This window comes from Adhaeribacter sp. (assembly GCF_057359045.1).
In genome coordinates this window covers 1-24,556 of sequence record NZ_JBMQUD010000157.1, presented here as the reverse complement: position 1 = coordinate 24,556, position 24,556 = coordinate 1, and the positions used below count along the sequence as shown (strand labels likewise).

Genomic DNA, 24,556 nt, shown 5'->3' with positions numbered 1-24,556 from the left:
CCTATTGCCAAAAAACAATTTTGCACGGTTTTTGTCTATTTTCGTGTAAAATACCAATCCTTTGAAATTCAGGAATACCTCTTATAAATATTTGCTGATTGCCTTATTCTGTTTTGCCGGGGCAGCGGTGCTTAATATTTACGTTAATTTTATCCATCCGGGCCAGAGTAATAAAAAAGTAGCAGAAATTTCGGAACAAATTCAGGCAGCTGTCCGGAAAGCTTACCGCGATGTAAACCGGGTTAAACCTTATTTAGCCAACGACACCGTTAACTTTCATGATCTGCTCAACGACCAAACGTACTTTCCTACTTTTATTTTCCGGAACGGACAAATTGTATTCTGGACCGACCACACGGTAGTTACCGATTTTAGCCCCAACTTTTTAAACCATAGCCTGCGGATTATTGAAAATAAATTTGGTAAATTTTTAGTGGTAGATAATTTTTATAACCACTACCAAATACAAGTTTATATACCACTCGAGCGGGTTTATGGCATCAACAACAAATATTTAAGTTCTGGCCTGAATCCGGATATATTTAAAGGCCAGGAAATAAAAATTGTTTTTGAGCCGGAAAGTACTTTGCCTCAAATTACTTACCAAGGCAAATACCTTTTTTCCGTTCAAACAGAAGAAGACAACACCATTACATTCAGCCATTCGGCCATGGCGTTAATTTTGGTTGGTCTTATTTCTTTAATCTGGGGGCTAATCGGGAATAGTGCTTTGCAGCTACGGCAGGGTCACGGATTAAGATCAGTTATTTTCCTGTTTTTGCCCTTACTCATCATCCGGGTTTTACTTCTTTACTTTAACCTGCCTTATTCTGTTTGGGAGTTTGAAGCATTTAATCCGCGGCTTTTCGCCGCTTCTTTCTGGTCACCGTCTATCGGCGATTTGCTGCTGAACGCTTTGTTGCTGCTAATTTTCACTTTCCATCTTAAACGATTGTTCCGGCGCGAGCGGCCAAAAGCATTTATTGAGGGTTTGGCAGTGCGGGCACCCTGGGTAAGTAAGCTGGTTTGTGTAGGTTTATTTTACGTTTTGCTGTTGTGGCTTTTTCAAATTTATTATACCGGCTTTAGTAACTCCTTATTGGTAATGGATATTACCCAGAGCCTGCAATTTTCGGTATACAAAGGTATTTTTTACTTTACGTTTGTTATCCATACGGTGGTGTTTCTGGTGTTTGCGTATTTGCTGATGCACTTCTTCTGTATATTAGAACCAACCCGGCGCCGTACACCCCGCATCATTGGGTTAAGTTTGTTGGGGGCCATTATTACTTTGGTGGGCAGTTTAACCGGCCAGGTGCTGGTAGTTTTATTTGGCCTTACGTTAATATTTTTCCTAACCGTACTTTTTATTCCTTTCCGGAAGAATATTTCTTCTAATCCTTTCCAAAATTATTTATTTATATTCTGGATAATAGCGATAAGTGCTTTGGCCGGCAGTTTAGCCATGTACCAGGATTATCACCAGCAGTTATTGGGCTACAAGCAAAAATTTGCGGCTAATCTGGTACTGGAGCGCGATATCGAAGGCGAATATTTGCTCGAAGATATTACCCGGAAAATTCAACGGGATCGCCTCATTAAAAAATCAATTACCAGTCCGTTTTCAAATAAAGAACTTATTCAGCAAAAAATATTAAAATATTACCTGCGCGATTATTTTGATAAATACGAGAGTAGCGTTAAAATATTTAATGCTTTTGGTTTGGCGGCCGATGTAGTCGGGAACCAATATTCTTTAAGCGAATACCGGCAAAGTTATTTGGCCAAGGCCACTGAAACCGAACACCCAGGTTTGTATCTGATTAAAGATAATGCCCAGCCTTACTCGCGGCGGTATATAAAATTAATTCCTTTGGTAGGCTACGATGGCAGCAAAGCTACCATTGCGCTGGAACTGGACTTAACCAAACTAATGCCCAACAGCGTGGTGCCCGAATTATTGGTTGACCAGCGTAATTACCAACCCTTATCGAGCCGGTCATTTAGTTATGCCATTTACCAGGGCAATGCCCTGCAATACAACGAAGGCCCGTATGAGTACATTCATGCTTTTAACCTTTTAAATAACCCAGACCTTTATACCAGCGGTGTGCGGTTGCTGGGTTTCCATCATTGGGCTTACCGGAGCGGCGAAAAGCGCATTGTGATTTCTACGGAGCAATATACCGTATACGATGTTATTTCTAATTTCTCTTTTCTATTCCTGATTCATACGGGTGGGTTCCTGGTGTATATTCTGGTTTTTCTGATGGCCGGCGGCGGCTTAGAAAAAGCCCTGAATACCAACTTTAGTACTAAAATTCAGTTGTTTTTAAATTTTGGTATTTTAATTCCGTTGCTGGTGGTAAGTGTGGCTACGGCCAGTTTGGTTACGGCCTCTTACAAACGCGATTTGCAGGATACCTACGAGAAACGAGGACGGCTGGTGCAAGAAAATATTCTTAACTCCTGGTCCTGGGCTACCCACGAAAGTAACCGCGATGCCCTGCGAGAAGAAGTAAACAGTATTGCCGATTTATCGGAAGCCGACATAAACGTGTATAACGCACAGGGGCGAATAATTACCTCCAGCCAGCCGCTTATTTTCGAGAAAGGCTTGATTTCGCGGTTAATGAACCCCGAAGCCTTTGCCGATATAAAAGAGAACCAGGCCCAACGAATATTGCTGAAGGAACAAATGGGAAGTATTACGTACAACGCGCTGTATTTACCGTTGCCATCGGTACACCAAAATGGCGCTATAAACGGGTTTATTGGCATTCCGTTTTTTGATTCGGAAAAAGAACTCGATTCTAAACTTATTCAGTTGCTTACCACCATCATGAATATTTTTGTGCTGATGTTTTTGGCCTTTATGCTCATAACCAATTGGGCGGCCCGCGCACTAACCGTACCCTTAAAATTGGTTACCCAAAAACTAAAGCAAACTACCCTTACAGGGCAAAACGAAGAATTGGTGTACGAATCGGCCGATGAAATTGGGATTTTGGTAAGTGAGTATAACCAAATGCTGCGGAAGCTCGACGACAATAAAAAAGAGTTGGCCATGCGCGAAAAAGAAGCCGCCTGGCGCGAGATGGCCCGGCAGGTGGCCCACGAAATAAAAAATCCGCTTACCCCCATGAAGCTTTCTTTGCAGTATCTGCAAAAAGCTATTTCGGAAAAGCGCGATAACCTGGAGGTGCTGATTAATAAAATTTCGGGTACGCTTATAACGCAGATAGAAATATTAAGCGACATTGCTACGTCTTTCTCTAATTTTACCAGCTTGCCGGATATAAAGCCGGAGCGCATTGATTTAGTTTCTATCGTAAAACAATGTTTAGATTTGCATAGCAACCCCGGCGAGGTAAGTATTGAAAGAAATTTTGAAGCTGGCACTTTTACCGTAATGGCCGATGAGAATATTTTAATGCGAACTTTTAATAATCTAATAATAAACGCTTTGCAGGCCATACCCGCAGGGAGGCATCCGGAAATTTTAGTATCTTTAGAAAAAGAAAAAGAAAACGCTTTAATCCGCTTCCGCGACAATGGTTCTGGTATTCCGGCCGAAGTGCAGCACAAGATTTTTGTGCCTAATTTCAGTACTAAATTTACCGGATCGGGCATTGGGTTGGCAGTAGCAAAAAAAGGAATTGAATCTGCCGGCGGCCGTATCTGGTTCGAAACGCAGGAAGGGGAGGGCACAACCTTTTATATTACATTACCATTAGTACAGGAATGAGGTATCGGCTGGTTATAAGTTTTCTGGTATGCTTGTTAAGTTTGCCGGCCTTATCCCAAACCTCCAGTAAACGTTGCCAGTGGCTAAAACTTACCTCCAATGCGGTAGTACTGGATTCTTTGACCATTGTGCCGGGTTCCATTACATTTAGCAAATCCAATTATCCGCAACTGGGTTTTACCTATAATCCCGGTACCGGGCAGTTTGCCTTTACCAACTTACCCGCCCCAACGCCATTACCAACCGTACTGCCTGATACGGTAAATAGTAACAGCCAACAATCAGATTCAATAAAGGTAGAGGTAACCATAACCACGCCGCCCAAACCCGATTCGGTGCTGGTTTGTTACCGGGTTTTGCCATTAAACCTGGCGCTGGCCCGCTACCGCCGTAAACTAACCGCTGCCGATTCGCTGCGTTTGCCGGGTGGTTATTATACCGAGAGCCTCGGACAGAAAGAAGAAATATTTAGTACGCCGGGCCTGAATAAAACCGGCACCGTAACCCGCGGTATTTCGTTTGGCAACCAGCAAAATGTGTTTGTAAACTCGGCCCTTAACCTGCAACTCGAAGGTAAATTATCCGACGAAATTACCATGATTGCGGCCATTACCGACCAAAATATTCCTTTTCAGCCCGAAGGCAATACCCAGCAATTACAAGCTTTTGACCGGGTTTTTATAACGCTGCAACATCGGTTATGGAATATTACCGGCGGCGATGTGGTTTTAAAAAACAAACCCTCTTACTTTTTAAGGTTTTATAAAAATGTGCAGGGCGGTGCGCTGGAGGTAAACCGCAAGCAAGGCACTAAAAATGCTTCCAGTACTACCGTGGCGGCTTCGGTAGCCAAAGGTAAATTTGCTTCTATTGCGCTTACTCCCCAGGAAGGCGTACAAGGGCCATACCGCATACCCGGCCCCAACAACGAAAAATATATTATTATTCTGGCTAACTCCGAGCGGGTATTTTTAGACGGGCAACTGCTTACCCGCGGCTTCGATTTTGATTATGTAATAGATTACAACCAGGCCGAAATTACGTTTACTACCCGGCGCCTCATTACCCGCTATTCCCGCATCCGTATTGATTTTGAATATTCCGAGCGAAATTATAACCGTTCGGTTTACCACGCCAGCCACTACCAGGACTTAAACAAACTACACCTTAACTTTAATATTTACAACGAATCGGATAACCAGAATAATTTACTGTTGCTGAGCTTATCCGATCAGGAAAAATTATTATTGCAGTCGGTGGGCGACAGCTTAAACCAGGCGGTAACCTCCGGCGCCCAATTAGCTACCTACGACGAAAAACTGATATTGTACAAAGACTCCACCATAACGGTAAACGGCAGCTTGGTAAATATTTACGTGTATACCCAGCAACCCGATTTGGAACGCTACTACACCGTTCGGTTTACCGATGTGGGCCTAAACCAGGGCGATTATGTGCAACTAAGTACTACCGTAAATGGGCGCACGTACCGGTATGTGCCGCCGGTAAACGGGCAGCGGCAAGGGCGCTACCAACCCGTAAGAATATTGCCCACACCCCGCAAAAAACAAGTGGCCACCCTGGGCGGTAATTACGAACTCGACAAGGAAACAAATATATTTTTTGAAACCGCCGTTAGTGAGCACGACCTGAATAAATTTTCGGCGAAAGATAGCAAAGACGATAATGGCCAGGCCATGCGCGTGGGTTACCAGGTTACCGATAAAGCTTTGCCCTTTTTACGGAATTATAAACTGCGGAGCACCCTTACCTACGAATTTACCGATGCCAACTTTGAGCCGATTGACCGTTTTAGAGATGTAGAGTTTAACCGCGACTGGAGTTTACCTTTAACAACGGCTACCCGGGTAAATGATAATATTCTTAATTTTTCGGTGGCCGCCCAGAAAGATGTTAATAATTTACTTGGTTACCGCCTGAGCCGCCGTTACCGGCAGTCGGAAGTAGACGGTATCCAACATAACCTGGATGTGGCGCACCAGTTAAAAGGTGTAAACTTGCGCGGCAGCTTATTTCTGTTAGATGCTACGGCCTTGGCGGGTAATTCAGATTGGTACCGGGGCAATGTAGATGTTAATTACCCGCTCCGGAAAGTGGTGCCGGGCTATACCTACAGCTTCGATAAAAACCGGGTTTTTTCTTTAAATCAGCCCGATTCCATTACCCGGTCGGCGATGTATTTTGATGAGCATACCTTTTACCTGCGTAGCCACGATACAGCCGCTACCAAATTTAGTTTAGATTACACGTATCGCCAGGATAGGCTACCCCTGGGCGGCGAACTGCGGCAACCCAACCTGGCCCAGAATTACCGGGCCATGCTGCAAACCAAAATAGGTACTACCCAAGATTTAAATGTACAGCTCACGTACCGGCAGGTTAATAACCGAGATAGTTTAAACGAATCGGCTATTTTATCTACAGTAAATTGGTTGGGCGATTTCCTGGACCGGCATTTGCGCTCTGAACTATCTTACACCGTAGCAACCGGGCAGGAAGCACGGCGGCAATACGAGTTTGTGGCGGTAGCGCCGGGGCAGGGTACGCATTATTTAATTCAGGGGGGTAACCCGCAAAACCTGAACGATTATTTTGAGGCACAGGTATCAGATGCCAGCTTTCGTACCCATATTAAAGTTTTTTTACCCTCCGATCAGTATGTAAAAGCGTATACTAACCAGTTTAATTACCGGCTCAATAGTGCTATGCCCCGCAACTGGCGCGGCAAAACCGGATTGCTAAACCTGGCTTCCCGTATTTCGGCGGTTACTTACCTCAACATAAACAAAAAAACCACCGATGAGCAGGTGTGGCAACGGTTTAATCCGTTTAGCTTAAACATTGAAGACAGTTTACTTATTTCGCTGGCCAACACGTTTCGGCATACGTTTTTTTACAATCGCAGCGATCCTACTTTTGGTATGGAATATACCATTCAGCAAAATCAGCAAAAAGTACTGCTTACCAACGGTACTGATGTCCGGAATATTAGTACCCAAACCATTATTACCCGCTACAACTTAAACCGGGCCGTTAGTACCAAATTAAACCTGAGCCAGTTTATCCGCGAAAACCAATCTAATTATTTAAGCACGAAAAATTTTCGGATTGTAGGTTACGATTTGTCGCCGGAATTATCGTACCAGCCCACCAATGCCACCCGTTTTACCAGTACTTATTTATATACGCGTAAACAAAATTTACTTAGTTCTTCTGAATTACGGGAGAAAGGCATTTTTCATGAACTAGGCTTGGAATCCCGCATCAGTCAGGTGAATAAACGCACCATAACGGGCACCTTGCGTTACATAAACGTAAGCTATACCGGCGACGAAAATACCGCCATTGGTTACGAAATGCTTAATGCCTTGCGGCCAGGCAATAACCTGACCTGGAATTTTATTATGCAGCAACGGCTAACCAATGGCTTAAATATTTCGGTAAATTACGATGGCCGCAAGCCCAATGGCTTAGATGTTATTCACATGGGCCGGATGCAGGTATCGGTATTATTTTAAAATATGCCGGGCGGCGGGCAAGGCCAGTTGCGCCCAGGCCTGGTGCATTTTTCCCGAATAATGCAGGCCGTCGGGAGCCAGATAACTTAAGTCTTGCGTGTGCTGGCGGGTAAGCGGGGTAATATCGATAAAAGCTATACCAGCCTTTTGAGCTTCTGCGCGGGCAATGGCATTAAAGGTGTCTATTTGGGAAGCAATTTGGGCTTGGTTCCGGTCATGGGCAAATGGTGTAACGCCCCAATCCGGAATAGATAATATTAACACCCGCTGAGGCTCGTTTTGCCCGAAACGGATGGCCATTTGCAATAACTCATTAAACTCCTGACGGTAAATTTCCGGGCTTTGGCCGCGGTACTGGTTGTTAACGCCAATCAGCAGCGATACCAAGTGGTAATTAGAATGAGGCTTAGCCGCTTTTATCGCAGTTATTAATTCGGCGGTAGTCCAACCGGTTTGAGCAATGGTAACCGGATTGCTGATGGATACACCTTCGACCCGCAGCATTTGGGCCAGATAAACACCCCAACGCTGGTCTTCCGGTACCCCTTCCCCAATGGTGTAAGAATCGCCGAGCGCCAAATAAGAATGGGTTGTATTTTCGGGTAAAGGCATACTGTTTTTACAGGCCGTTAATAAAAATAAAGTTAAAAATAACAGGTAAAGTAAGTACCTTAACATAAAACGTATACTTAAAATCAGGCATTGGTATACGCTTACGTGGCGGTAAATAATTGCAGGGAAGCAGGTATATTTTAGATTAATTAAATCAACGGGAAAATATTCAAATCTTTTCTTTTTACATTTCAGGTAAAATATTCCTACTAATGCATTTGATTTCTGTTAGTTTAGCCAGACCTTTAAAATTCTTAAGCTACCCGGAAGCTTACTTTCGGCACGTGTGGGTACAAGCTAAGGTCGAAGATTAGAAAAAATATACCCCCGCGCTTTATTTATCTTACTTCCAGGAACAGCATACCCCCAGCAATATTTTATGCTGCCTTTTTGGGTAAGCTATCTTTACTTCTAATAATATTTACCCGGCATTAAATATTCCTGCACATACTCCCGGATACCTTCTTCTAAAGAATAAAAAGGTTGGGTATAGCCAATGCGGCGCAGTTTATCCATGGTAGCTTGGGTAAAATATTGGTACGTGTCCCGAATATCGGCGGGTGTGTCTTTAAAATCGATATTTATTTCCTGGCCCATAGCAGTAAAGGTATTAAAGGCTAAATCCAGGAAAGTGCGGGCCTGACCCGAGCCTACGTTGTAAATGCCGCTGTTCTGGCGGTGGTGCATTAAAAAATATAGAATATCTACTACGTCTTTTACGTAAATAAAATCCCGCTTTTGTTCACCGTCGGCAAAATCAGGGTTATGTGATCTAAATAATTCCAGCCGACCCCGGTCCGAGATTTGTTTGTAGGCGTGGTAAACCACCGAGGCCATCCGGCCTTTGTGGTATTCGTTGGGGCCATATACATTAAAGAATTTTAAACCCGCCCAGAAAAAAGGTTTCGCGGTTTGGGCCAAAGCCCATTTATCAAAATCATTTTTAGAATCGCCGTAAGGATTAAGCGGCCGGAGCAATTCAATAATATTTTCATCGTCGTCGTAGCCTAATTTACCGGCACCGTAAGTAGCCGCCGACGAGGCATAGACTAGCGGAATCTGGTACTCGCAACAGGCCAGCCATACTTTTTTAGAATATTCTAAGTTAAGCAGGTTTAAAACATCGCGGTTGGTTTCGGTCGTATCGGTGCGGGCACCCAAATGAAAAATAAACTCTACTTCTTCGTAGTTCTGGTCTAACCACGCCGGAAACTCCATACGGTCTACAAAAAGCTTTACTTTTTTACCTTGCAGGTTAGCCTCTTTTTTGGCGACCGAAAAATTATCTACTACCACAAGGTCGTTAAAATTATCGGCATTTAAGCGGGTAACAAGGCAAGAACCAATAAAGCCAGCGGCACCGGTTACTACTATCATAGTTTATGTTATAAGGGTATCTGAATAATTGCGCTAAATTTACAAAAAAAACCGTACAGCCATTTTTTTGGCCGGTATTGCAAGCTTTTTTAATTTGTTTAAATGTTTTTATTTTCTTTATACGCCCGGGGCCGCTTTTTATTTTTACTATTTACGCTGGGTTTGCTTTTTGGGCAACTGGCCTGCCAAAGCCGCAAAGCCCCTGAGACTGCTGTTGCAACCATTACCGTTACCGACGACTTAGGCCGAAAAATTATTATACCGGGTAAGCCCCAGCGCATAATGGCATTGGCGCCTTCGGCTACCGAAATGCTATACGCCGTTGCCGACGAAAAAACCATTATTGGCCGTACGCAAAACTGCGATTATCCGGTATGGGTAAAAACAAAACCAGAGGTAAATAATTACCCCATGGACTACGAGCAATTAATTTTACTTAAACCCGATTTAATATTTACGGTAGAAGGTATTACCTCGGCAGAAGTTGCCGCCAAACTACAAGAATTAAATATTCCGGTGTATTACCAATCATTTACTACCGTTACCGATGTTTTTAGGGGCTTAGAAGATTTAGGCCGGATTTTACACCGTGAAGAAAAGGCCCGGCAAGTGGTAGATTCTTTAAAAGCAGAATTAGCTGCCATTGAAGTAAAACCGGCCGCTGTTAAACCCAAAGTGCTGGCCATAACCTGGCAAGATCCAATTTTTGTTTATGGGCAAAATACCCTTTTTACCGATAAACTTCGTTACCTGGGTGCGCAGAATGCCGTTACCGAAGTATTTGCCCAGCCGTACCCCGCTTTAACCCGCGAATATATCTTGGCCCTAAACCCCGACGTACTTATTGGCGGAGACCTGGCCGAAATGGAGAATACTTTTTTTAGTAAATACCCGGAGTTAAAAAAAATAAAAGCGTATCAACAGAAAAAAATATTTGCGGCTACCGATAATTTAATGTCGCGGCCCGGCCCGCGGGTGGTGGCGTCTATCCGGGAACTGAAATCTTTTCTGCCTTGAAGTCTTTGAAGCTCTTATTTATTTTAATGGCGGCGGTGCTGCTGGTATTGGCCGTAGCCGTGGCGGGCCTTAGCATTGGTAGCTTTAAAGCTTCTTTTATGCAAATTACCGAAGCACTCTGGCACTATGATGCAGCAAACCAAACCCACTTTGTTATTCTGCAATTGCGTTTGCCCCGGTTGTTATTGGCCTTGCTGGTAGGCGGTTCGCTGGCTTTTTCGGGTTATATTATGCAGGCCATGGTAAACAATGCCCTGGCCGACCCTTATATTTTAGGTACGGCTTCGGGCGCTTCGCTGGGGGCTTCGTTAAGTATAACCGGTTTTATTGCCACCACCTGGGGCAGTTTTTATTTGCCACCGGTTTTTGCCTTAGTGGGGGCTTTTGTAGTTACTTTACTTGTAATATTATTGGGGTACCGCAAAAGGCAAATTATTCCGTCACAATTATTATTGGCCGGTATAGCTGTAAGCTCTTTCCTGACGGCTCTGGTTAGTTTATTTACTTTTTTATCGGGTTCCGAAGGGGCTTTGCGCTCTATTTTGTTCTGGTCGATGGGCGACTTTGGCCGGGCCAACTGGAATTTGCTGCCTTACCCGGCAGTGGCTTTGCTGCTAGCTTTGGGGACTTTCTTTTTTATGCAGAAAGAATTGAATATTTTGCTGCTGGGTGCCGAACGGGCTGAAACCCTGGGAGTGCCGGTGGTGCGTACCCGGTGGCTGATGTTATTGGTCGTGTCGGTTCTAACTGGTTTTAGCGTGGCGCTGGCGGGTTCGGTTGGTTTTGTGGGCTTAATTGTGCCGCACGTAACCCGTAGCTTGCTGGGTTTAACGCATAAATTTAATTTATTGCTGTGCACTTTGCTGGGCGGAACCTTTATGATGAGCTGCGATATTTTGTCGCGGTTAATATATCCGCCGGCCGGTTTACCAATTGGTATTATTACTTCGTTCTTTGGTGTGCCTTTCTTCGTATATTTGCTCCTGAAAAAGAGCTATAAATTTAATTAATGGTTTACTTAAGCAGATTAGAGCATTTTAATGCAGCGCATAAGCTGTATAACCCCAACTGGTCGGAAGAGAAGAACAAAGAGGTGTTTGGGCCATGTTCTAACGCCAACTGGCACGGACATAATTACGACTTAATTGTAACCGTAAAAGGCCAGCCCGATCCGGAAACCGGTTTTGTAATCGACCTGAAAAAATTAAGTGTGCTTATCCGGCAACATATAATAGAAGTGGTAGATCATAAAAACCTGAATATGGATGTACCTTTTATGCAGGGAAAATTAGCCAGTACCGAAAACCTGGTAATTGCCTTTTGGCAAATTCTGGCGCCGCTTATTCCGGGTATGTCTTCGGCACAACTGTATTGCCTGAAACTGTACGAAACACCCCGGAACTTTGTAGAATATTACGGGGAGTAGTTTTAAATTGCTGGTAATTGGTTGCTAACTGTTAAAAATATCTCTACAGAATACAAACAACCAATCAGCAGCAACAAACAATCTCTAATTCATAATTTCTAATTTCTAATTTCTAAAGATTGAAATATTACCTCATTGCCGGCGAGCGATCCGGCGATATGCATGCCGCCAGCCTGATGCAGGAGCTAAAAGCAAACGACTCAGCGGCTTCTTTCCGGTGCTGGGGCGGCGATTTAATGCAAGCAGCCGGCGGCGATTTGGTAAGGCATTACAAAGAGCTGGCTTTTATGGGTTTTGTAGAAGCGGCGGCCAATACCTTTAAAATTATCCAGTTCTTACGCGAGTGCAAAGCTGATATTTTAAAATATCAGCCCGATGTGATAATATTGGTTGACTATGCTGGCTTTAACTTACGCATTGCCAAATTTGCAAAAGAACAAGGCATTAAAGTTTTCTATTACATCTCGCCTAAAATTTGGGCCTGGAACCAGGGCCGTGGTTATACCATTAAAAAACTGGTAGACCGCATGTTTGTAATTATGCCTTTTGAAGAGGCTTTTTACCAGAAATTCGAATACAAAGTAGATTATATTGGCAACCCCATTGCCGATATGGTCCGCAACCACCAGGCCAGCCCCGACTTCAGACAACGCAACCAACTTAATTCTAAACCCATAATTGCGGTACTGCCGGGTAGTCGGAAACAGGAAATTGAAAGTATCTTGTATATTATGCTGAGTGTGTTGCCGGCTTTCCGGGATTACCAGTTTGTAGTAGCGGCGGTTTCCAATTTAAACCAAAACTATTACGAGAATTTTAACCGCGATGCTAATATTAAAATTATATACGACCAAACCTACGACTTGCTGGCCAATGCCGAGGCGGCGTTGGTAACATCTGGTACTGCTACCCTGGAAACAGCTTTATTTAACGTGCCGCAAATAGTTTGTTATACTACCAGCTTAATTTCTTACTGGATTGGCCGGGCTGTAATAAAAGTACCTTATATATCGCTGGTAAATTTAATTGCCGAAAAACCCGTTGTAAAAGAGTTAATTCAGAGTGACCTTACCGGACGCAATATTATCTCGGAGCTGAAAAAAATATTGACAGATCAGGCCTATATTCAGGAACAAAAGGCCGGTTACCAACAAATTCGGGAAAAGCTGGGCGAAGCCAACGCTGCCAGTAAAGCCGCCGCACTAATGGTTGATTATCTTAAAACAGATAAAGCAGACGTTTAATAAAATAAATATTACTCTCTTAAAACAGCGGCGGCTCTGGAAATCCAGAGCCGCCGCTGTTTTGTAAACTATTCTTATTAAATTTTAAATATATACTCTATTCTTCATTTTGATTGCCCAAAGCAAAGCCTTTATAAACGAACATCAAATAGCGAATAAAGACCTAAGCCACCCGCAATTTTTTCAGCGATGATTTTTCGAACTGGGTGCGGGCATAATCCAGGTCAATAACCAATTCGGTAATGGTGCTTTGGGATGGCAGCTCAAACATGGCTTCGTTCATAATGCTCTCGCAAATAGAGCGTAAACCCCGGGCCCCTAACTTGTATTCGGCGGCTTTATCTACAATATAATCCAGGGCTTCGTCATCAAAAGCAATGGTTATATTTTCCATTTGGAAGAGGCGCTGATATTGTTTCAGAATAGAATTTTTTGGTTCCGTTAAAATTAAACGCAGCGTGCTCTTATCTAAGGGGTTCAGGTGGGTTAATACCGGTAAACGACCAATTAATTCCGGAATCAGACCATAAGATTTCAAATCCTGGGCCGTAATATATCTTAGGTAATTATCTTGCTCGGCAATAGCATCCAGCGACGATTTGGCAAAGCCAATGGGTTTGGCGTTTAAGCGGCTTTTAATAATCCGTTCGATACCCACAAAGGCGCCGCCGCAAATAAATAAAATATTCTCGGTGTTCACCGAAATCATCTTTTGTTCAGGGTGCTTGCGGCCGCCTTGCGGTGGCACGTTTACCGAAGTTCCTTCTAATAATTTAAGCATGGCTTGTTGCACGCCCTCACCGCTCACGTCGCGGGTAATAGAAGGATTATCGCTTTTACGGGCAATTTTATCAATCTCGTCGATGTACACAATACCGCGCTCGGCGGCTTCTACGTTGTAATCGGCAGCTTGTAACAAACGGGTTAAAATACTCTCCACATCTTCGCCTACGTAACCGGCTTCGGTTAGTACGGTGGCATCGGCAATACAAAACGGTACCTGCAAAATACCCGCCAGCATCCGGGCCAGGAAAGTTTTGCCCGTACCGGTTTCGCCTACCATAATAATGTTCGATTTCTCAATTACCACATCATCCGATTTGGGTTGTTGCATCAATCGCTTGTAGTGGTTATACACCGCCACACACATTACCCGTTTGGCTTCATCCTGGCCCACCACAAACTGGTCCAGGTATTCTTTCATGTCGCGGGGTTTAATTAAATTAAACTTAGGCGTTTTACCATTGGCGCGAATCTTATTTTCTTCATTCAGGATTTGTTGAGCCTGACCGATGCATCGCTCACAGATATGGGCATTAATGCCCGAAATCATAACGGATACTTCTTTTTTTGTTTTGCCACAGAAGGAGCAGGTAATTTCGGCCATAGGGTATTTTATATAAAAATTATACTATAAATAGAGCTTTCTAAGTTTAACTACTGCAAATGTACAAAATTGTAAGATTACGTGGTACATACCTAAATAAAATGCTTCTTTACTAACTACCTGAAAACCAGTAAAGATATCCACAAAATAAAAAATGTTATATTTTATATGTGCTTGAAATTCAGTATTTTTGCTTGTTAACTATTGTGGATAAGTTGTGGATAAATTTTATGTAATTTTTTTAGTTACTGCGTTAAATTTACCGTAGTATGGAACTTCCCTGCCTGGTAACTGTGTTTTGGATACGTTTAAAGTTTTAAAAAATTGAATTTTTCCGGTATTACCCGTCAGCATATTTTACAGGCCATTCGTGAAATTGATGTGCACCGCCCCGGGCTACGCGCCTCTACTATTTACGAAGTGGTATACCAGGGCAAACGGTACCCGCCGCTGGAACTTATGCGCCTGGCCCACAAGCTGGCACATGGTACCGCCGAATGGGCCGTAGCGGCTGGAGTAGCTACCAACAACTACCTGGAAAAACTAGGCTTTTCAGTAATTCAGAAGCGCTCGGGGGTACAAAACCCCCCCGCCGACGAAGCTTTACTGGTATTGGCCGAACCACAAACCCTGGCCTTACCTGAGCAGCCGGCAATGACCAAAACACCCGTTGTATTGCGGGAGCCAACGCCCGTTTACCAAAAGCCTAAACCCAATGCTGAGAAATATTCAAGGAAGCAAGCCCTGGCCGAGTTGTTCCTAGCAGAAGCCCAATTGGACAAAATACGGATAGCCCTTAGTCAAAAAAAGAACCTGATTTTAAGCGGGCCACCCGGTACCGGCAAAACTTTCCTGGCCAAACGCCTGGCTTATTTACAAACTGGCTTTGCTGGCGGCGAAAATATTCGAACGGTACAATTTCATGCCAGCTACGCGTATGAAGATTTTATTATGGGGTACCGGCCCGATGCTAACGGTAAATTTATGCTGCGGCCAGGGGTGTTTTATGAATTTTGTCAGCGGGCTTTAGCTAACCCCGACGTACCTTATGTTTTTATAATTGAAGAAATTAACCGTGGCAACCTAGGCAATATTTTTGGCGAACTTTTGCTGCTGCTGGAAGCCGATAAACGTGGGCTAGCGCATGCGGTTGCTTTACCCTTTGAACAAAATAAAAGCCATACGCAGTTTTACGTGCCGGAAAACCTGTTTTTAATTGCCACCATGAATACAGCCGACCGCACGTTGGCTCCGTTAGATTTTGCTTTGCGCCGCCGGTTTGCTTTCCAGAAAATGCAGCCGGTATTTAGCCTGCTATTCCGGCGCTATCTAGAATACCGCAACACCCCCGACGATCTAATTGATGCCATCACTAACCGGCTGACTCACTTAAACCAAATGATTGCGGCTGATAACCAGTTAGGCGAGGGCTATTTAATTGGGCATAGTTACTTTTGTAATCCGCCCAGAAATGGGGGCAATGTGGCCTGGTACGAAGCCGTAGTTGAGAATGAATTGGCGCCGTTGCTAGAAGAATATTGGTTCGATAACCCTACTCAGGCCCAAACTGCTATCCGATTGTTGCTGGATAATTAATGTATGGCTATTCCCATCCAGAATATTTATTACCTGCTTTGCTACGCCTGGCAGTTGTGGGACGAAAATGAAGAACCAGTTGTAACGGCTACAGTATCTGGTGATAAGGTGTTGCCGCTTTTAACGGCCATGCTCCTGAAAAATACTCACCGGCTTTTGCGGCAGGGCTTGGCCCAACAATATTTGCGTACAACAACTACCCTAAATACTTTGAAAGGCCGGGTAAACCTAACGCATTCGTATAAAGCAGATTTATTGCGGCAAGGCAAAGCACAATGTACTTTTGATGAACTTAGCCCGGATATTTTACCTAATCAGATTATAAAAGCCATTCTGGAAAAGTTGTTGGCTACACCAGATTTGCCGGCTAAATTGATTGTAAGCGTTCGGCAACATTACCGGCAATTAGACCAGGTAACTGCCGCAAAACTTTCTGATAGCCTTTTTGCGCAAATTCTGGCGCCGGTTAGAAATAAATATTACCGGCGCGCCTTGCTGTTGTGCCAATTGCTTTACCAAAATCTTTTGCCGGAACCAGGCGGAGATACTTTTACTTTTAATAATATATTAGCCGATGAGCGGCAGATGGGGCGGTTGTTTGAGCTTTTTGTCCGTAATTTTTTGCAGCAGGAGCAGAACACATTTCAGGTAAAATCCGAAAGAATTTTCTGGCAAACCGAGGTTGATTCAGTAGCGGCTGCGGCGTATTTACCGCAAATGGTAACCGATATTTCGCTATACGCAGCTAATCGGCAATTAATAATTGATACTAAATTTTATAAGCAGGCGCTGGTGCAACACTACAATAAGCAAAAGATTATTTCGGGCCATTTATATCAGTTATTTGCTTATTTAAAAAATCATCCGTTTACGCTAGCCGGCAAGGCTGTAGAAGGTATTTTGCTGTACCCGGTAACTACCCAGGAATTGGATTTAAATTACCAGCTACACGGCCACCGGGTAAGTATTAAAACCCTGAACCTGGCGCAACCCTGGTTAAATATTAAGCAAGCTTTATTAAATTTAATTGCTTAAAAAAATAAAGCCCAACTAATAATAGTCGGGCTTTATCATTAAAAAGAAATATTTTATTAGCTCACGCTCCGGGTTAAAACTTCATCAATTAAGCCGTATTCTTTGGCTTCGTCGGCTTTCATCCAGTAGTCACGATCGGAGTTGTCGTGTACTTCCTGGTAAGTTTTGCCGCTGTGCGAAGCAATGATTTCGTAAAGTTCTTTTTTCAGTTTCAGAATTTCACGGGCGGTAATTTCAATATCCGAAGCCTGACCTTGTGCACCACCCATTGGTTGGTGAATCATGATGCGGGAGTGCGGCAACGCCGAACGTTTGGCTTTAGCGCCACCGCATAATAATACGGCACCCATAGATGCAGCTAAACCGGTACAAATGGTTGCTACATCGGGTTTTACGTACTGCATGGTGTCGTAAATACCTAAACCGGCATATACCGAGCCGCCAGGGCTGTTTATGTATAATAATATATCTTTTTTCGCATCCGACGACTCCAAAAAGAGCAACTGCGCAGTAATAATATTGGCAATAAAATCATCTACCTGGGTGCCCAGGAAAATAATGCGGTCCATGATCAGGCGCGAGAAAACATCAATTTCCCGGAAGTTAGTTGGCCGCTCTTCAATTACGGAGCGCGTCATGCTTTCTATCCGGTGCATATTGGTAGAGGCTTCTACGTGGCTTAAATATTGATCAACGCCCAGACCACTTAATCCTTGGCCTTTCACGGCAAATTTTCTAAATTCTTCTTTATTGTACATCCGATATCAGTGTTTATAGATGAATAAATACGTGTAGTAAGAGCAATGTTACATAAATCGTGCGAAAATAAAAAAAGTCCTTGGTTAAAGGACTTTTTTCGGAAACGGCGCAGGAAAGTTGTTATTCTCCGGCAATATCTCTAAATTCTTCGGCCGATACTGACTTTTCGACTACTGTAATTTTATCTTTGATAAAATCCAGTACGCGATCTGCCAAAATGGCCTCGTACTCATTTACGTAATTTTTACCGTTATTTTGTTTCAGGAAGCTGTCTACGTATCCGCTAATGGCTTCTTCCATTTCTTCGGTAGCGGTAGCCATGCCAAACTGGGCCAGCATTTTTTTCTTTGCCGAATCTACAACGTCTTCGTTGCTGATTTTAATATCGTTTTCTTCTACAACTTTGTTCCGGATCATCGACCATTTTAACTCGTCTTTGTAACGGTCTAAGTTCTGGTCAATCTGTTCGGCGGTTAGTTTACCTTCGTTGGCTACTAATAACCATTTTTTAAAGAATTCATCCGAAATCTGAATATCGGTATTGGCAACCAGCTTTTCTACAATATTGTTGCGCAGTAATTTTTCGGCTTCGGTGTTGTAGTTCTCGTTAAGGGTTTCTTTCACCTTGGCGTCAAACTCCTCGCGGGTACTTACAGCATCTTTACCAAATATTTTGTCAAAAAAGTCCTGGTTAAACTCGGCTGGCGTGGTACGGTTAATTTTCTCAACGGTAAACTGGAAATTGCCGGTCAATTCGGTAGCTTTTTGCTTGGTTACACCGGTAACGTGCGAAACAGCGGCGGTATCGTTGGCAAATATTTCCTGTAAATCAAACGTAAGCACATCGCCGGGCTTAACACCTATAAACTGCTCTTGCTTGGCTTTTACTTTATTAACGGGCAGCAGGGTAGTCGTAGAGAAATCGCCGTCTAATTGCTTTAACTCACCCGATAAATAATCATTTTCTTCCGAAGTTTCGGGGTTAGCGGTTTCGCCGTACTGGCGTTGCATGTGCTCGTAAACCTGGTCCAGCGTTTCGGCGTCAGCATCTACTTTGTAGCCATCTACGGTAATATCGGCCAGGTTTAAGTTAAAATCAGGTAAAATGCCCAGTTCAAAATCAAAAGCAAATTCTTTTTGGTTATCCCAATCAATGGTTTGCTGCTGGCTTTGGTCCGGCAAGGGCTCGCCCAAAATTTTAATATCGTTTTCTTTGATATAGTCATTAACCGACTTGGAAAGCAGGCTATTGATTTCTTCTACCAGAATGCCTTTGCCGTACATTTTCCGGATCATGCCGGGGGGCACTTTGCCCGGACGGAAGCCCTTGATTTGCGCTTTGCGGCTGTATTCTTTAATTTTTTCGTCAACCTTAGGCGCATAATCTGCTTCTTCTAACACTACGTGCAGGTTGGCTTTGGTGGCATCGGTTTGGTTTAATGTAATATTCAAGGCCTTAAATATTTAAGTTTAGTTTTAAAAAATAAACCCTCAACACGGGCGATGTTGAGGGTTTGCGTGCGGATGGAGGGACTCGAACCCCCATGCCGTGAAGCGCCAGATCCTAAGTCTGGTGCGTCTACCAATTTCGCCACATCCGCAGGCTTATTTTGAAATGGTGGGGCAAAGGTAAAACTTTCTGGGGTAATTGCAAATAAGGTTCCTAAATATTTTTAATTTGTTAGAGTAGAATTCTATACTTTTTAGAATAAATGCGGCCGTTATTTTGTTTAGGAATAAGAGTAGACGCTCTAATTAATTGTTTATCTCCTAGGCTTAACTAATTTTGAAGTATATTTTAGAAAGAGAAAAGCAGGAGCAGGTACTTTATATAATTACGGTTATGCGCGCTAACGATACCATTATAGACCCCGAAGTAGAACGGAAAGAAATTCTGCAGCATTACCGGCGTTTGTTGCGGCACGCCAAGCCCTTTTTAAAAGGGAATGATGCCAAGATTATAAAAAAAGCTTTTAATACCTCACTGGAGGCGCATAAAAATATGCGTCGTAAATCGGGTGAGCCTTATATTTTACACCCGCTGGCCGTAGCCCAGATTGCCGTAGAAGAAATTGGGTTGGGTACTACTTCTATTGTAGCGGCTTTGCTGCACGATGTAGTAGAAGACACTGAAATTGAACTAAGCGAAATTGAGCGTGATTTTGGCAAAAACGTAGCCCGCATTATTGAGGGTTTAACTAAAATTTCCGGCGTTTTTGATTATGGCACCTCACAGCAGGCCGAAAACTTCCGGAAAATGCTGTTAACTTTATCCGACGACGTGCGGGTAATTTTAATTAAGCTGGCCGACCGTCTGCACAACATGCGTACGCTACAAAGTATGCCCCGCGACAAGCAGTTAAAAATTGCTTCCGAAACCATGTATTTGTATGCGCCATTGGCGCACCGGTTGGGTTTATACGCCATAAAATCGGAGTTAGAAGACTTATATTTAAAATATACCGATTCCGATACTTACAAAGATATTTCGAATAAAATCCGGCAAACAAAAAATGCCCGGAATAAATTTATTAAAGATTTTGTATCGCCCTTGGAAGAAGAGTTAAAGCGGCAAGGCTTTAAATTTGAGATTAAAGGGCGGCCTAAATCTATTTATTCTATCCTTAAAAAAATAAAGAAACAAAACATTACCTTCGATGAGGTGTACGATTTGTTTGCCATTCGGATAATTCTGGATGTGCCACACGAAATAGAAAAAGCTGCCTGTTGGTCGGTTTATTCGATTGTAACGGATTTTTACCAGCCTAACCCCGACCGTTTGCGCGACTGGATAAGTACGCCCCGCGCCAACGGTTACGAATCTTTGCACACTACGGTAATGAGTAAAACCGGTTCTTGGGTAGAAGTGCAAATCCGAACAAAGCGCATGGACGATATTGCCGAAAAAGGTTACGCGGCGCACTGGAAATACAAAGACGGCAGCCAATCTAACGAATCGGGGTTAGATGTTTGGATTAACAAAGTACGCGATATGCTGGACACCAATGACTCCAATGCCCTGGAGTTTATGGATGAGTTCCGGAAAAACTTGTTTGTAGAAGAGGTGTTCGCGTTTACGCCCAAAGGCGATCTTAAAATTTTACCTGATAAAGCTACTGCCCTCGATTTTGCCTTTGAGATTCATACCCAAATTGGCATGCATTGTATTGGGGCTAAAGTAAACCAAAAGCTGGTGCCGCTTAGTTATAAACTGCACAACGGCGACCAGGTTGAAATACTCACCTCAAAAAAGCAAAAGCCTTCGGAAGAATGGCTTACCTTTGCTACTACTTCGCGGGCACGTTCTAAAATAAAAGAATTTTTGCGCGAGAACCGGAAACAGAAAGCTGAAGCCGGTAAAGAAATAGTAGAAAAACGGCTGGCGCAGCTAAATCTGGAATGTACCCCAGTTAACCTGAACCGGTTACTTAATTATTTTAATGTGCCGCATGCGCAGGAGTTCTATTACCGCATTGCCATTGGCAAAGTAGATGTTAAAGAAATAAACGAGCATATTTTCGATCCGGAATCGGACCGGAACCGCATGGGCCCCGAGCAAGCGCCTAACTTTGATAAAGAGGTGCAAAAAATTAGGGGTATTAGTTCAGATATGTTGGTGATCGGCGAGAAAACCTCTAAAATAAATTACAAGATTGCCACCTGCTGCAATCCTATTCCGGGCGACGATGTGTTTGGGTTTGAAACCGAAAAAGAAGGGATTCGGATCCACCGGACGTCCTGCCCCAAAGCGGTAGAACTCATGTCGAACTACGGCAACCGGATTGTAAAAGCCAAATGGACCGACCAATACGAACTGGCCTTTCTGGCGGGTATCCGGATTAAAGGTACCGACCGGGTAGGTATGGTAAACGATTTAACCAAAATTATTTCCAATAGCTTAAAGGTAAATATGCGGGCTATTACCCTCGACTCCCAGGATGGGGTTTTCGACGGTAAAATAATGGTTTTCGTAAACGATACCAGTCATCTGGAAAAATTAATCCAACGGCTGCAAAAAGTTAAAGGCGTTTTGCAGGTAGAAAGATTTGATTCATAGTTTAATCATTAGCTATTAGCTTTTAGTTATTTATGTATAGTTGATATTGCAATCAACAATTAACAACCAATCCTTAATAATAGTGTTAGACGAAAAGAAATTTGCGGAAGTAAGAAAAATATTTACCGCCTACTTAGAAAGCAAAGGCCTCCGGAAAACCCCGGAGCGCTACGCTATTCTGGAAGAAATATATTCCCGCTCGGGTCATTTTGATGTAGAGTCGCTTTACATTAGCATGAAAAATAAAAATTACCAGGTAAGCCGGGCCACCGTGTACAACACCCTGGATTTATTAGTAGAAAACGATTTAGTAAGCAAGCACCAGTTTGGCCGCAACCTGGCGCAGTACGAAAAATCGTACGGGTACCGGCAGCACGACCACGTAATTTGCACCGAATGCCATAAAGTAGTAGAGTTTTGCGATCCCCGTATTCACAACATTCAAACAATGGTGGGCGAACTACTAAATTTTCATATCTTGCACCACTCTTTAAACCTATATGGTATATGCGGCGATTGCCGGTCTAAAAACAGTGCAGCTTCTTTATGAAATTGAACCATTCTTTAGTTGATAAAATATTATTTGCCCGCCTGCAAGGCGATTTAATTGGCAGTCCGGATTCGCAACAGCTGGTAGAAGTAGTAAACCAAAGCCTGAATGAATCGATTGTTTTATGCGCCATTGATTTATCTAAAGTGCGCTTTATTAACAGTAGCGGCATTGGCGTGCTGGTGTCATTGCTTACCAAATTCCGGAACCGGGGTGGCGAAATGATTTTAATTAATCCGTCTGAACATATTCGCAAATTGCTCATCATTACCAAGCTAAACGCTATTTTTACTGTAGCCGATGATGATGCCCAGGCCGCTAACCTTTTAAAAGAATCAAAATAATATAATGGCAGTAGATATTTTAGTTGGCCTTCAGTGGGGAGATGAAGGCAAAGGAAAAATTGTGGACGTACTTGCCCCCACGTACGATATAGTAGCCCGTTTTCAGGGCGGTCCTAATGCCGGGCACACCTTGGAGTTTGGTGGTACCAAGCACGTATTGCACCAGATACCTTCCGGTATATTTCATGAGCACATTATTAATATAATTGGCAATGGGGTAGTGCTGGACCCGGTAATTTTCCGGACCGAAATGCAAAAACTCACCGACCGGGGAATTGATGGTTCCAAAAATTTATATATTTCCCGCAAGGCCCAGTTAATATTACCTTCCCATAAATTTATTGACAGGGTGCAGGAAGAAGCTTTGGGCGAAAATAAGATTGGCTCTACTTTAAAAGGTATTGGCCCAACTTATCAGGATAAAATTGGCCGGTTTGGGTTACGCGTAGGCGATATTACCGCGCCGGATTTTGAGCATAAATACAATACTGTTATTGAGCGCCACCAGAAAATTGTTGGTTTTTACGGCAAAGAGTTAGAGATATCCGAAGCCGAAAAAGATTTCTTTGCGGCGGTAGACTATTTGCGTACTCTGCGCTTGGTGGATAGTGAGTACATGATTAATGAAGCCATTGCGGCCGGTAAAAAAATATTAGCCGAAGGTGCCCAAGGCTCTTTACTGGATATAGATTTTGGTACCTATCCATTTGTTACATCATCTAACACCTTGGTAGCCGGGGCTTGTACCGGTCTGGGCGTAGCGCCCCGTCATATTGGCGAAGTGTACGGCATATTTAAGGCATATTGCACCCGCGTAGGTAGCGGCCCATTCCCAACTGAACTGCACGACTCGGAAGGCGAGCGCATCCGGAAGGCGGGCCGAGAATTTGGTTCTACCACTGGGCGGCCACGCAGGTGCGGCTGGATTGATTTGCCTACCTTGAAATATTCTATCATGTTAAATGGCGTAACCCAATTAAACATGATGAAAGCAGACGTGTTAGATGATTTTGAAGAGATTAGAGTTTGTACGCACTACCAAACACCATCGGGAGAGAGAATAGATAAGGTGCCGCATAATTTAGTAGATGAGGAGTTAACCCCGGTTTATATAACCTTGCCCGGTTGGAAAACTACCACTACTGATATAAAAGCCTATACCGACTTACCAGCTGAGTTCCGGTCTTACTTACAATTTCTGGAGAAGGCGCTTGCTGTTGAAATAACCATTGTAAGTGTTGGCCCCGATAGGGTAAGTACGCTGCAAAAGAAATAAACAAGAAGAATATTGGAAAAGGAGCAAGGAGACTTGCTCCTTTTTTATGTATAATGATTTAACAGTGTAATTTAATGTTGGTGCAAAACAGCCTTAAACGTATTTGCAGTTGTTGGGTTTAAAAATAATAAACCAGTTTATCAGTTACTTAGAGGAATATTGCAAAAAGAGTTAGGCGGGTATTTGGAAAGAATAAAAAGGTTCGTACCTTTGCAATCCCAAATCGATAGGAATTGGAATAAAGCAGATAAAAGGGCTTTAGAGAAGGTTTTAAGCATAAATTAGAGAAATCAGGAACCATAGTCTGGCTGGCTTTTGTTTAAGGAGGCAAGCTTAAGGTAGAAGGTGCTTTAACAAAACAGTTGCTGGTTTTATCTAACTATAATGCAAAAATAGTTTAAAGAAAAAAGCTTTAAAATATTTGTGGTAAATAGAAAAATTTCTTACCTTTGCACACGCAATAACAACAATAGGTTGTTAAGTAAATTCCTTAAAAAAAACTTTTGAAAATATTTGGGAATATTAAAAAGGTTTATTACTTTTGCACTCCCAAAACGACAGAAGGGAAAAAGAGTAGAGAAGGGGAGGG

General features: G+C 43.2%; 17 protein-coding genes and 1 tRNA gene. 12 read left to right on the top strand and 6 right to left on the bottom strand.

Annotated features, from left to right (window positions below; translation table 11 throughout):
• Window positions 1-61: 61 nt before the first annotated feature.
• On the top strand, window positions 62-3,748 hold the full coding sequence (locus ACO1R6_RS24415) for a sensor histidine kinase (protein ID WP_486268329.1): 3,687 nt from the start codon (window positions 62-64) through the stop codon (window positions 3,746-3,748).
• Between the two features lie 41 nt (window positions 3,749-3,789).
• On the top strand, window positions 3,790-7,287 hold the full coding sequence (locus tag ACO1R6_RS24410; protein ID WP_486268327.1) for a hypothetical protein: 3,498 nt from the start codon (window positions 3,790-3,792) through the stop codon (window positions 7,285-7,287).
• Here ACO1R6_RS24410 and ACO1R6_RS24405 read toward each other — a convergent pair.
• Window positions 7,279-7,899 carry an SGNH/GDSL hydrolase family protein gene (locus ACO1R6_RS24405; protein ID WP_486268325.1) on the bottom strand — a complete coding sequence of 207 codons (621 nt, stop codon included), beginning with the start codon at window positions 7,897-7,899 and terminating at the stop codon, window positions 7,279-7,281. The two genes, ACO1R6_RS24410 and ACO1R6_RS24405, sit on opposite strands and share 9 nt — an antisense overlap.
• 411 nt (window positions 7,900-8,310) lie before the next feature.
• Complete coding sequence (gene rfaD, locus ACO1R6_RS24400) at window positions 8,311-9,276, bottom strand: ADP-glyceromanno-heptose 6-epimerase (protein WP_486268323.1); 966 nt, start codon at window positions 9,274-9,276, stop codon at window positions 8,311-8,313.
• Window positions 9,277-9,378: 102 nt separating this feature from the next.
• On the opposite strand from rfaD, the gene ACO1R6_RS24395 reads away from it, so the two are divergent.
• The 4 genes from ACO1R6_RS24395 (at window position 9,379) to lpxB (ending at window position 12,963) form a co-directional block, all read left to right on the top strand.
• The gene (locus tag ACO1R6_RS24395; RefSeq protein ID WP_486268321.1) at window positions 9,379-10,293 is read left to right on the top strand and encodes an ABC transporter substrate-binding protein; all 915 of its coding nucleotides are present in this window, start codon (window positions 9,379-9,381) and stop codon (window positions 10,291-10,293) included.
• A 5-nt stretch (window positions 10,294-10,298) separates the two neighbouring features.
• The gene (locus ACO1R6_RS24390; RefSeq protein ID WP_486268319.1) at window positions 10,299-11,303 is read left to right on the top strand and encodes a FecCD family ABC transporter permease; all 1,005 of its coding nucleotides are present in this window, start codon (window positions 10,299-10,301) and stop codon (window positions 11,301-11,303) included.
• Window positions 11,303-11,719 carry a 6-pyruvoyl trahydropterin synthase family protein gene (locus tag ACO1R6_RS24385; protein ID WP_486268317.1) on the top strand — a complete coding sequence of 139 codons (417 nt, stop codon included), beginning with the start codon at window positions 11,303-11,305 and terminating at the stop codon, window positions 11,717-11,719. Before ACO1R6_RS24390 ends, ACO1R6_RS24385 begins: the two co-directional genes overlap by 1 nt.
• 119 nt (window positions 11,720-11,838) lie before the next feature.
• Complete coding sequence (lpxB, locus tag ACO1R6_RS24380; protein WP_486268315.1) at window positions 11,839-12,963, top strand: lipid-A-disaccharide synthase; 1,125 nt, start codon at window positions 11,839-11,841, stop codon at window positions 12,961-12,963.
• A 163-nt stretch (window positions 12,964-13,126) separates the two neighbouring features.
• On the opposite strand, the gene clpX is transcribed toward lpxB, so the two are convergent.
• Window positions 13,127-14,350 carry an ATP-dependent Clp protease ATP-binding subunit ClpX gene (gene clpX / locus ACO1R6_RS24375; protein WP_486268313.1) on the bottom strand — a complete coding sequence of 408 codons (1,224 nt, stop codon included), beginning with the start codon at window positions 14,348-14,350 and terminating at the stop codon, window positions 13,127-13,129.
• 324 nt (window positions 14,351-14,674) lie between these two features.
• On the opposite strand from clpX, the gene ACO1R6_RS24370 reads away from it, so the two are divergent.
• Window positions 14,675-15,946, top strand: a complete 1,272-nt coding sequence (locus tag ACO1R6_RS24370; protein ID WP_486268311.1) for an AAA family ATPase — start codon at window positions 14,675-14,677, stop codon at window positions 15,944-15,946.
• Between the two features lie 3 nt (window positions 15,947-15,949).
• Entirely contained in the window at window positions 15,950-16,981 is a 1,032-nt protein-coding gene (locus ACO1R6_RS24365; protein ID WP_486268309.1) for a 5-methylcytosine restriction system specificity protein McrC, read from the top strand.
• Window positions 16,982-17,037: 56 nt separating this feature from the next.
• Here the strand turns inward: ACO1R6_RS24365 and ACO1R6_RS24360 are convergent, their stop codons facing one another.
• The 3 genes from ACO1R6_RS24360 to ACO1R6_RS24350 all read right to left on the bottom strand — a co-directional run bounded on the left by ACO1R6_RS24360 (window position 17,038) and on the right by ACO1R6_RS24350 (window position 19,341).
• Window positions 17,038-17,739, bottom strand: a complete 702-nt coding sequence (locus ACO1R6_RS24360; protein WP_486268307.1) for a ClpP family protease — start codon at window positions 17,737-17,739, stop codon at window positions 17,038-17,040.
• A gap of 121 nt (window positions 17,740-17,860) precedes the next feature.
• Window positions 17,861-19,192, bottom strand: coding sequence for a trigger factor (tig, locus tag ACO1R6_RS24355; RefSeq protein ID WP_486268305.1), 1,332 nt, complete (start codon window positions 19,190-19,192; stop codon window positions 17,861-17,863).
• A 67-nt stretch (window positions 19,193-19,259) separates the two neighbouring features.
• Window positions 19,260-19,341, bottom strand: a tRNA-Leu gene (locus ACO1R6_RS24350).
• A gap of 242 nt (window positions 19,342-19,583) precedes the next feature.
• On the opposite strand from ACO1R6_RS24350, the gene ACO1R6_RS24345 reads away from it, so the two are divergent.
• From ACO1R6_RS24345 to ACO1R6_RS24330, 4 genes are all read left to right on the top strand, one after another.
• Window positions 19,584-21,797: a RelA/SpoT family protein gene (locus ACO1R6_RS24345; RefSeq protein ID WP_486268364.1), complete on the top strand. Its 2,214-nt coding sequence runs from the start codon at window positions 19,584-19,586 to the stop codon at window positions 21,795-21,797.
• Window positions 21,798-21,876: 79 nt separating this feature from the next.
• Window positions 21,877-22,347 (top strand): Fur family transcriptional regulator, encoded by a 471-nt coding sequence (locus ACO1R6_RS24340; protein WP_486268362.1) that lies wholly within the window; start codon window positions 21,877-21,879, stop codon window positions 22,345-22,347.
• The gene (locus tag ACO1R6_RS24335; RefSeq protein WP_486268303.1) at window positions 22,344-22,691 is read left to right on the top strand and encodes an STAS domain-containing protein; all 348 of its coding nucleotides are present in this window, start codon (window positions 22,344-22,346) and stop codon (window positions 22,689-22,691) included. The genes ACO1R6_RS24340 and ACO1R6_RS24335 overlap by 4 nt, the downstream gene beginning before the upstream one ends.
• 4 nt (window positions 22,692-22,695) lie before the next feature.
• Window positions 22,696-23,967: an adenylosuccinate synthase gene (locus tag ACO1R6_RS24330; RefSeq protein WP_486268301.1), complete on the top strand. Its 1,272-nt coding sequence runs from the start codon at window positions 22,696-22,698 to the stop codon at window positions 23,965-23,967.
• Window positions 23,968-24,556: the final 589 nt, after the last annotated feature.

Bases quoted from the DNA above. Each gene is read 5' to 3' on its own strand.
- ACO1R6_RS24405 (WP_486268325.1), bottom strand. From the start codon at position 7,899: ATGCCTTTACCCGAAAATACAACCCATTCTTATTTGGCGCTCGGCGAT.
- rfaD (WP_486268323.1), bottom strand. From the start codon at position 9,276: ATGATAGTAGTAACCGGTGCCGCTGGCTTTATTGGTTCTTGCCTTGTT.
- ACO1R6_RS24395 (WP_486268321.1), top strand. From the start codon at position 9,379: ATGTTTTTATTTTCTTTATACGCCCGGGGCCGCTTTTTATTTTTACTA.
- ACO1R6_RS24385 (WP_486268317.1), top strand. From the start codon at position 11,303: ATGGTTTACTTAAGCAGATTAGAGCATTTTAATGCAGCGCATAAGCTG.
- clpX (WP_486268313.1), bottom strand. From the start codon at position 14,350: ATGGCCGAAATTACCTGCTCCTTCTGTGGCAAAACAAAAAAAGAAGTA.
- ACO1R6_RS24365 (WP_486268309.1), top strand. From the start codon at position 15,950: ATGGCTATTCCCATCCAGAATATTTATTACCTGCTTTGCTACGCCTGG.
- ACO1R6_RS24360 (WP_486268307.1), bottom strand. From the start codon at position 17,739: ATGTACAATAAAGAAGAATTTAGAAAATTTGCCGTGAAAGGCCAAGGA.
- ACO1R6_RS24345 (WP_486268364.1), top strand. From the start codon at position 19,584: ATGCGCGCTAACGATACCATTATAGACCCCGAAGTAGAACGGAAAGAA.
- ACO1R6_RS24335 (WP_486268303.1), top strand. From the start codon at position 22,344: ATGAAATTGAACCATTCTTTAGTTGATAAAATATTATTTGCCCGCCTG.
- ACO1R6_RS24330 (WP_486268301.1), top strand. From the start codon at position 22,696: ATGGCAGTAGATATTTTAGTTGGCCTTCAGTGGGGAGATGAAGGCAAA.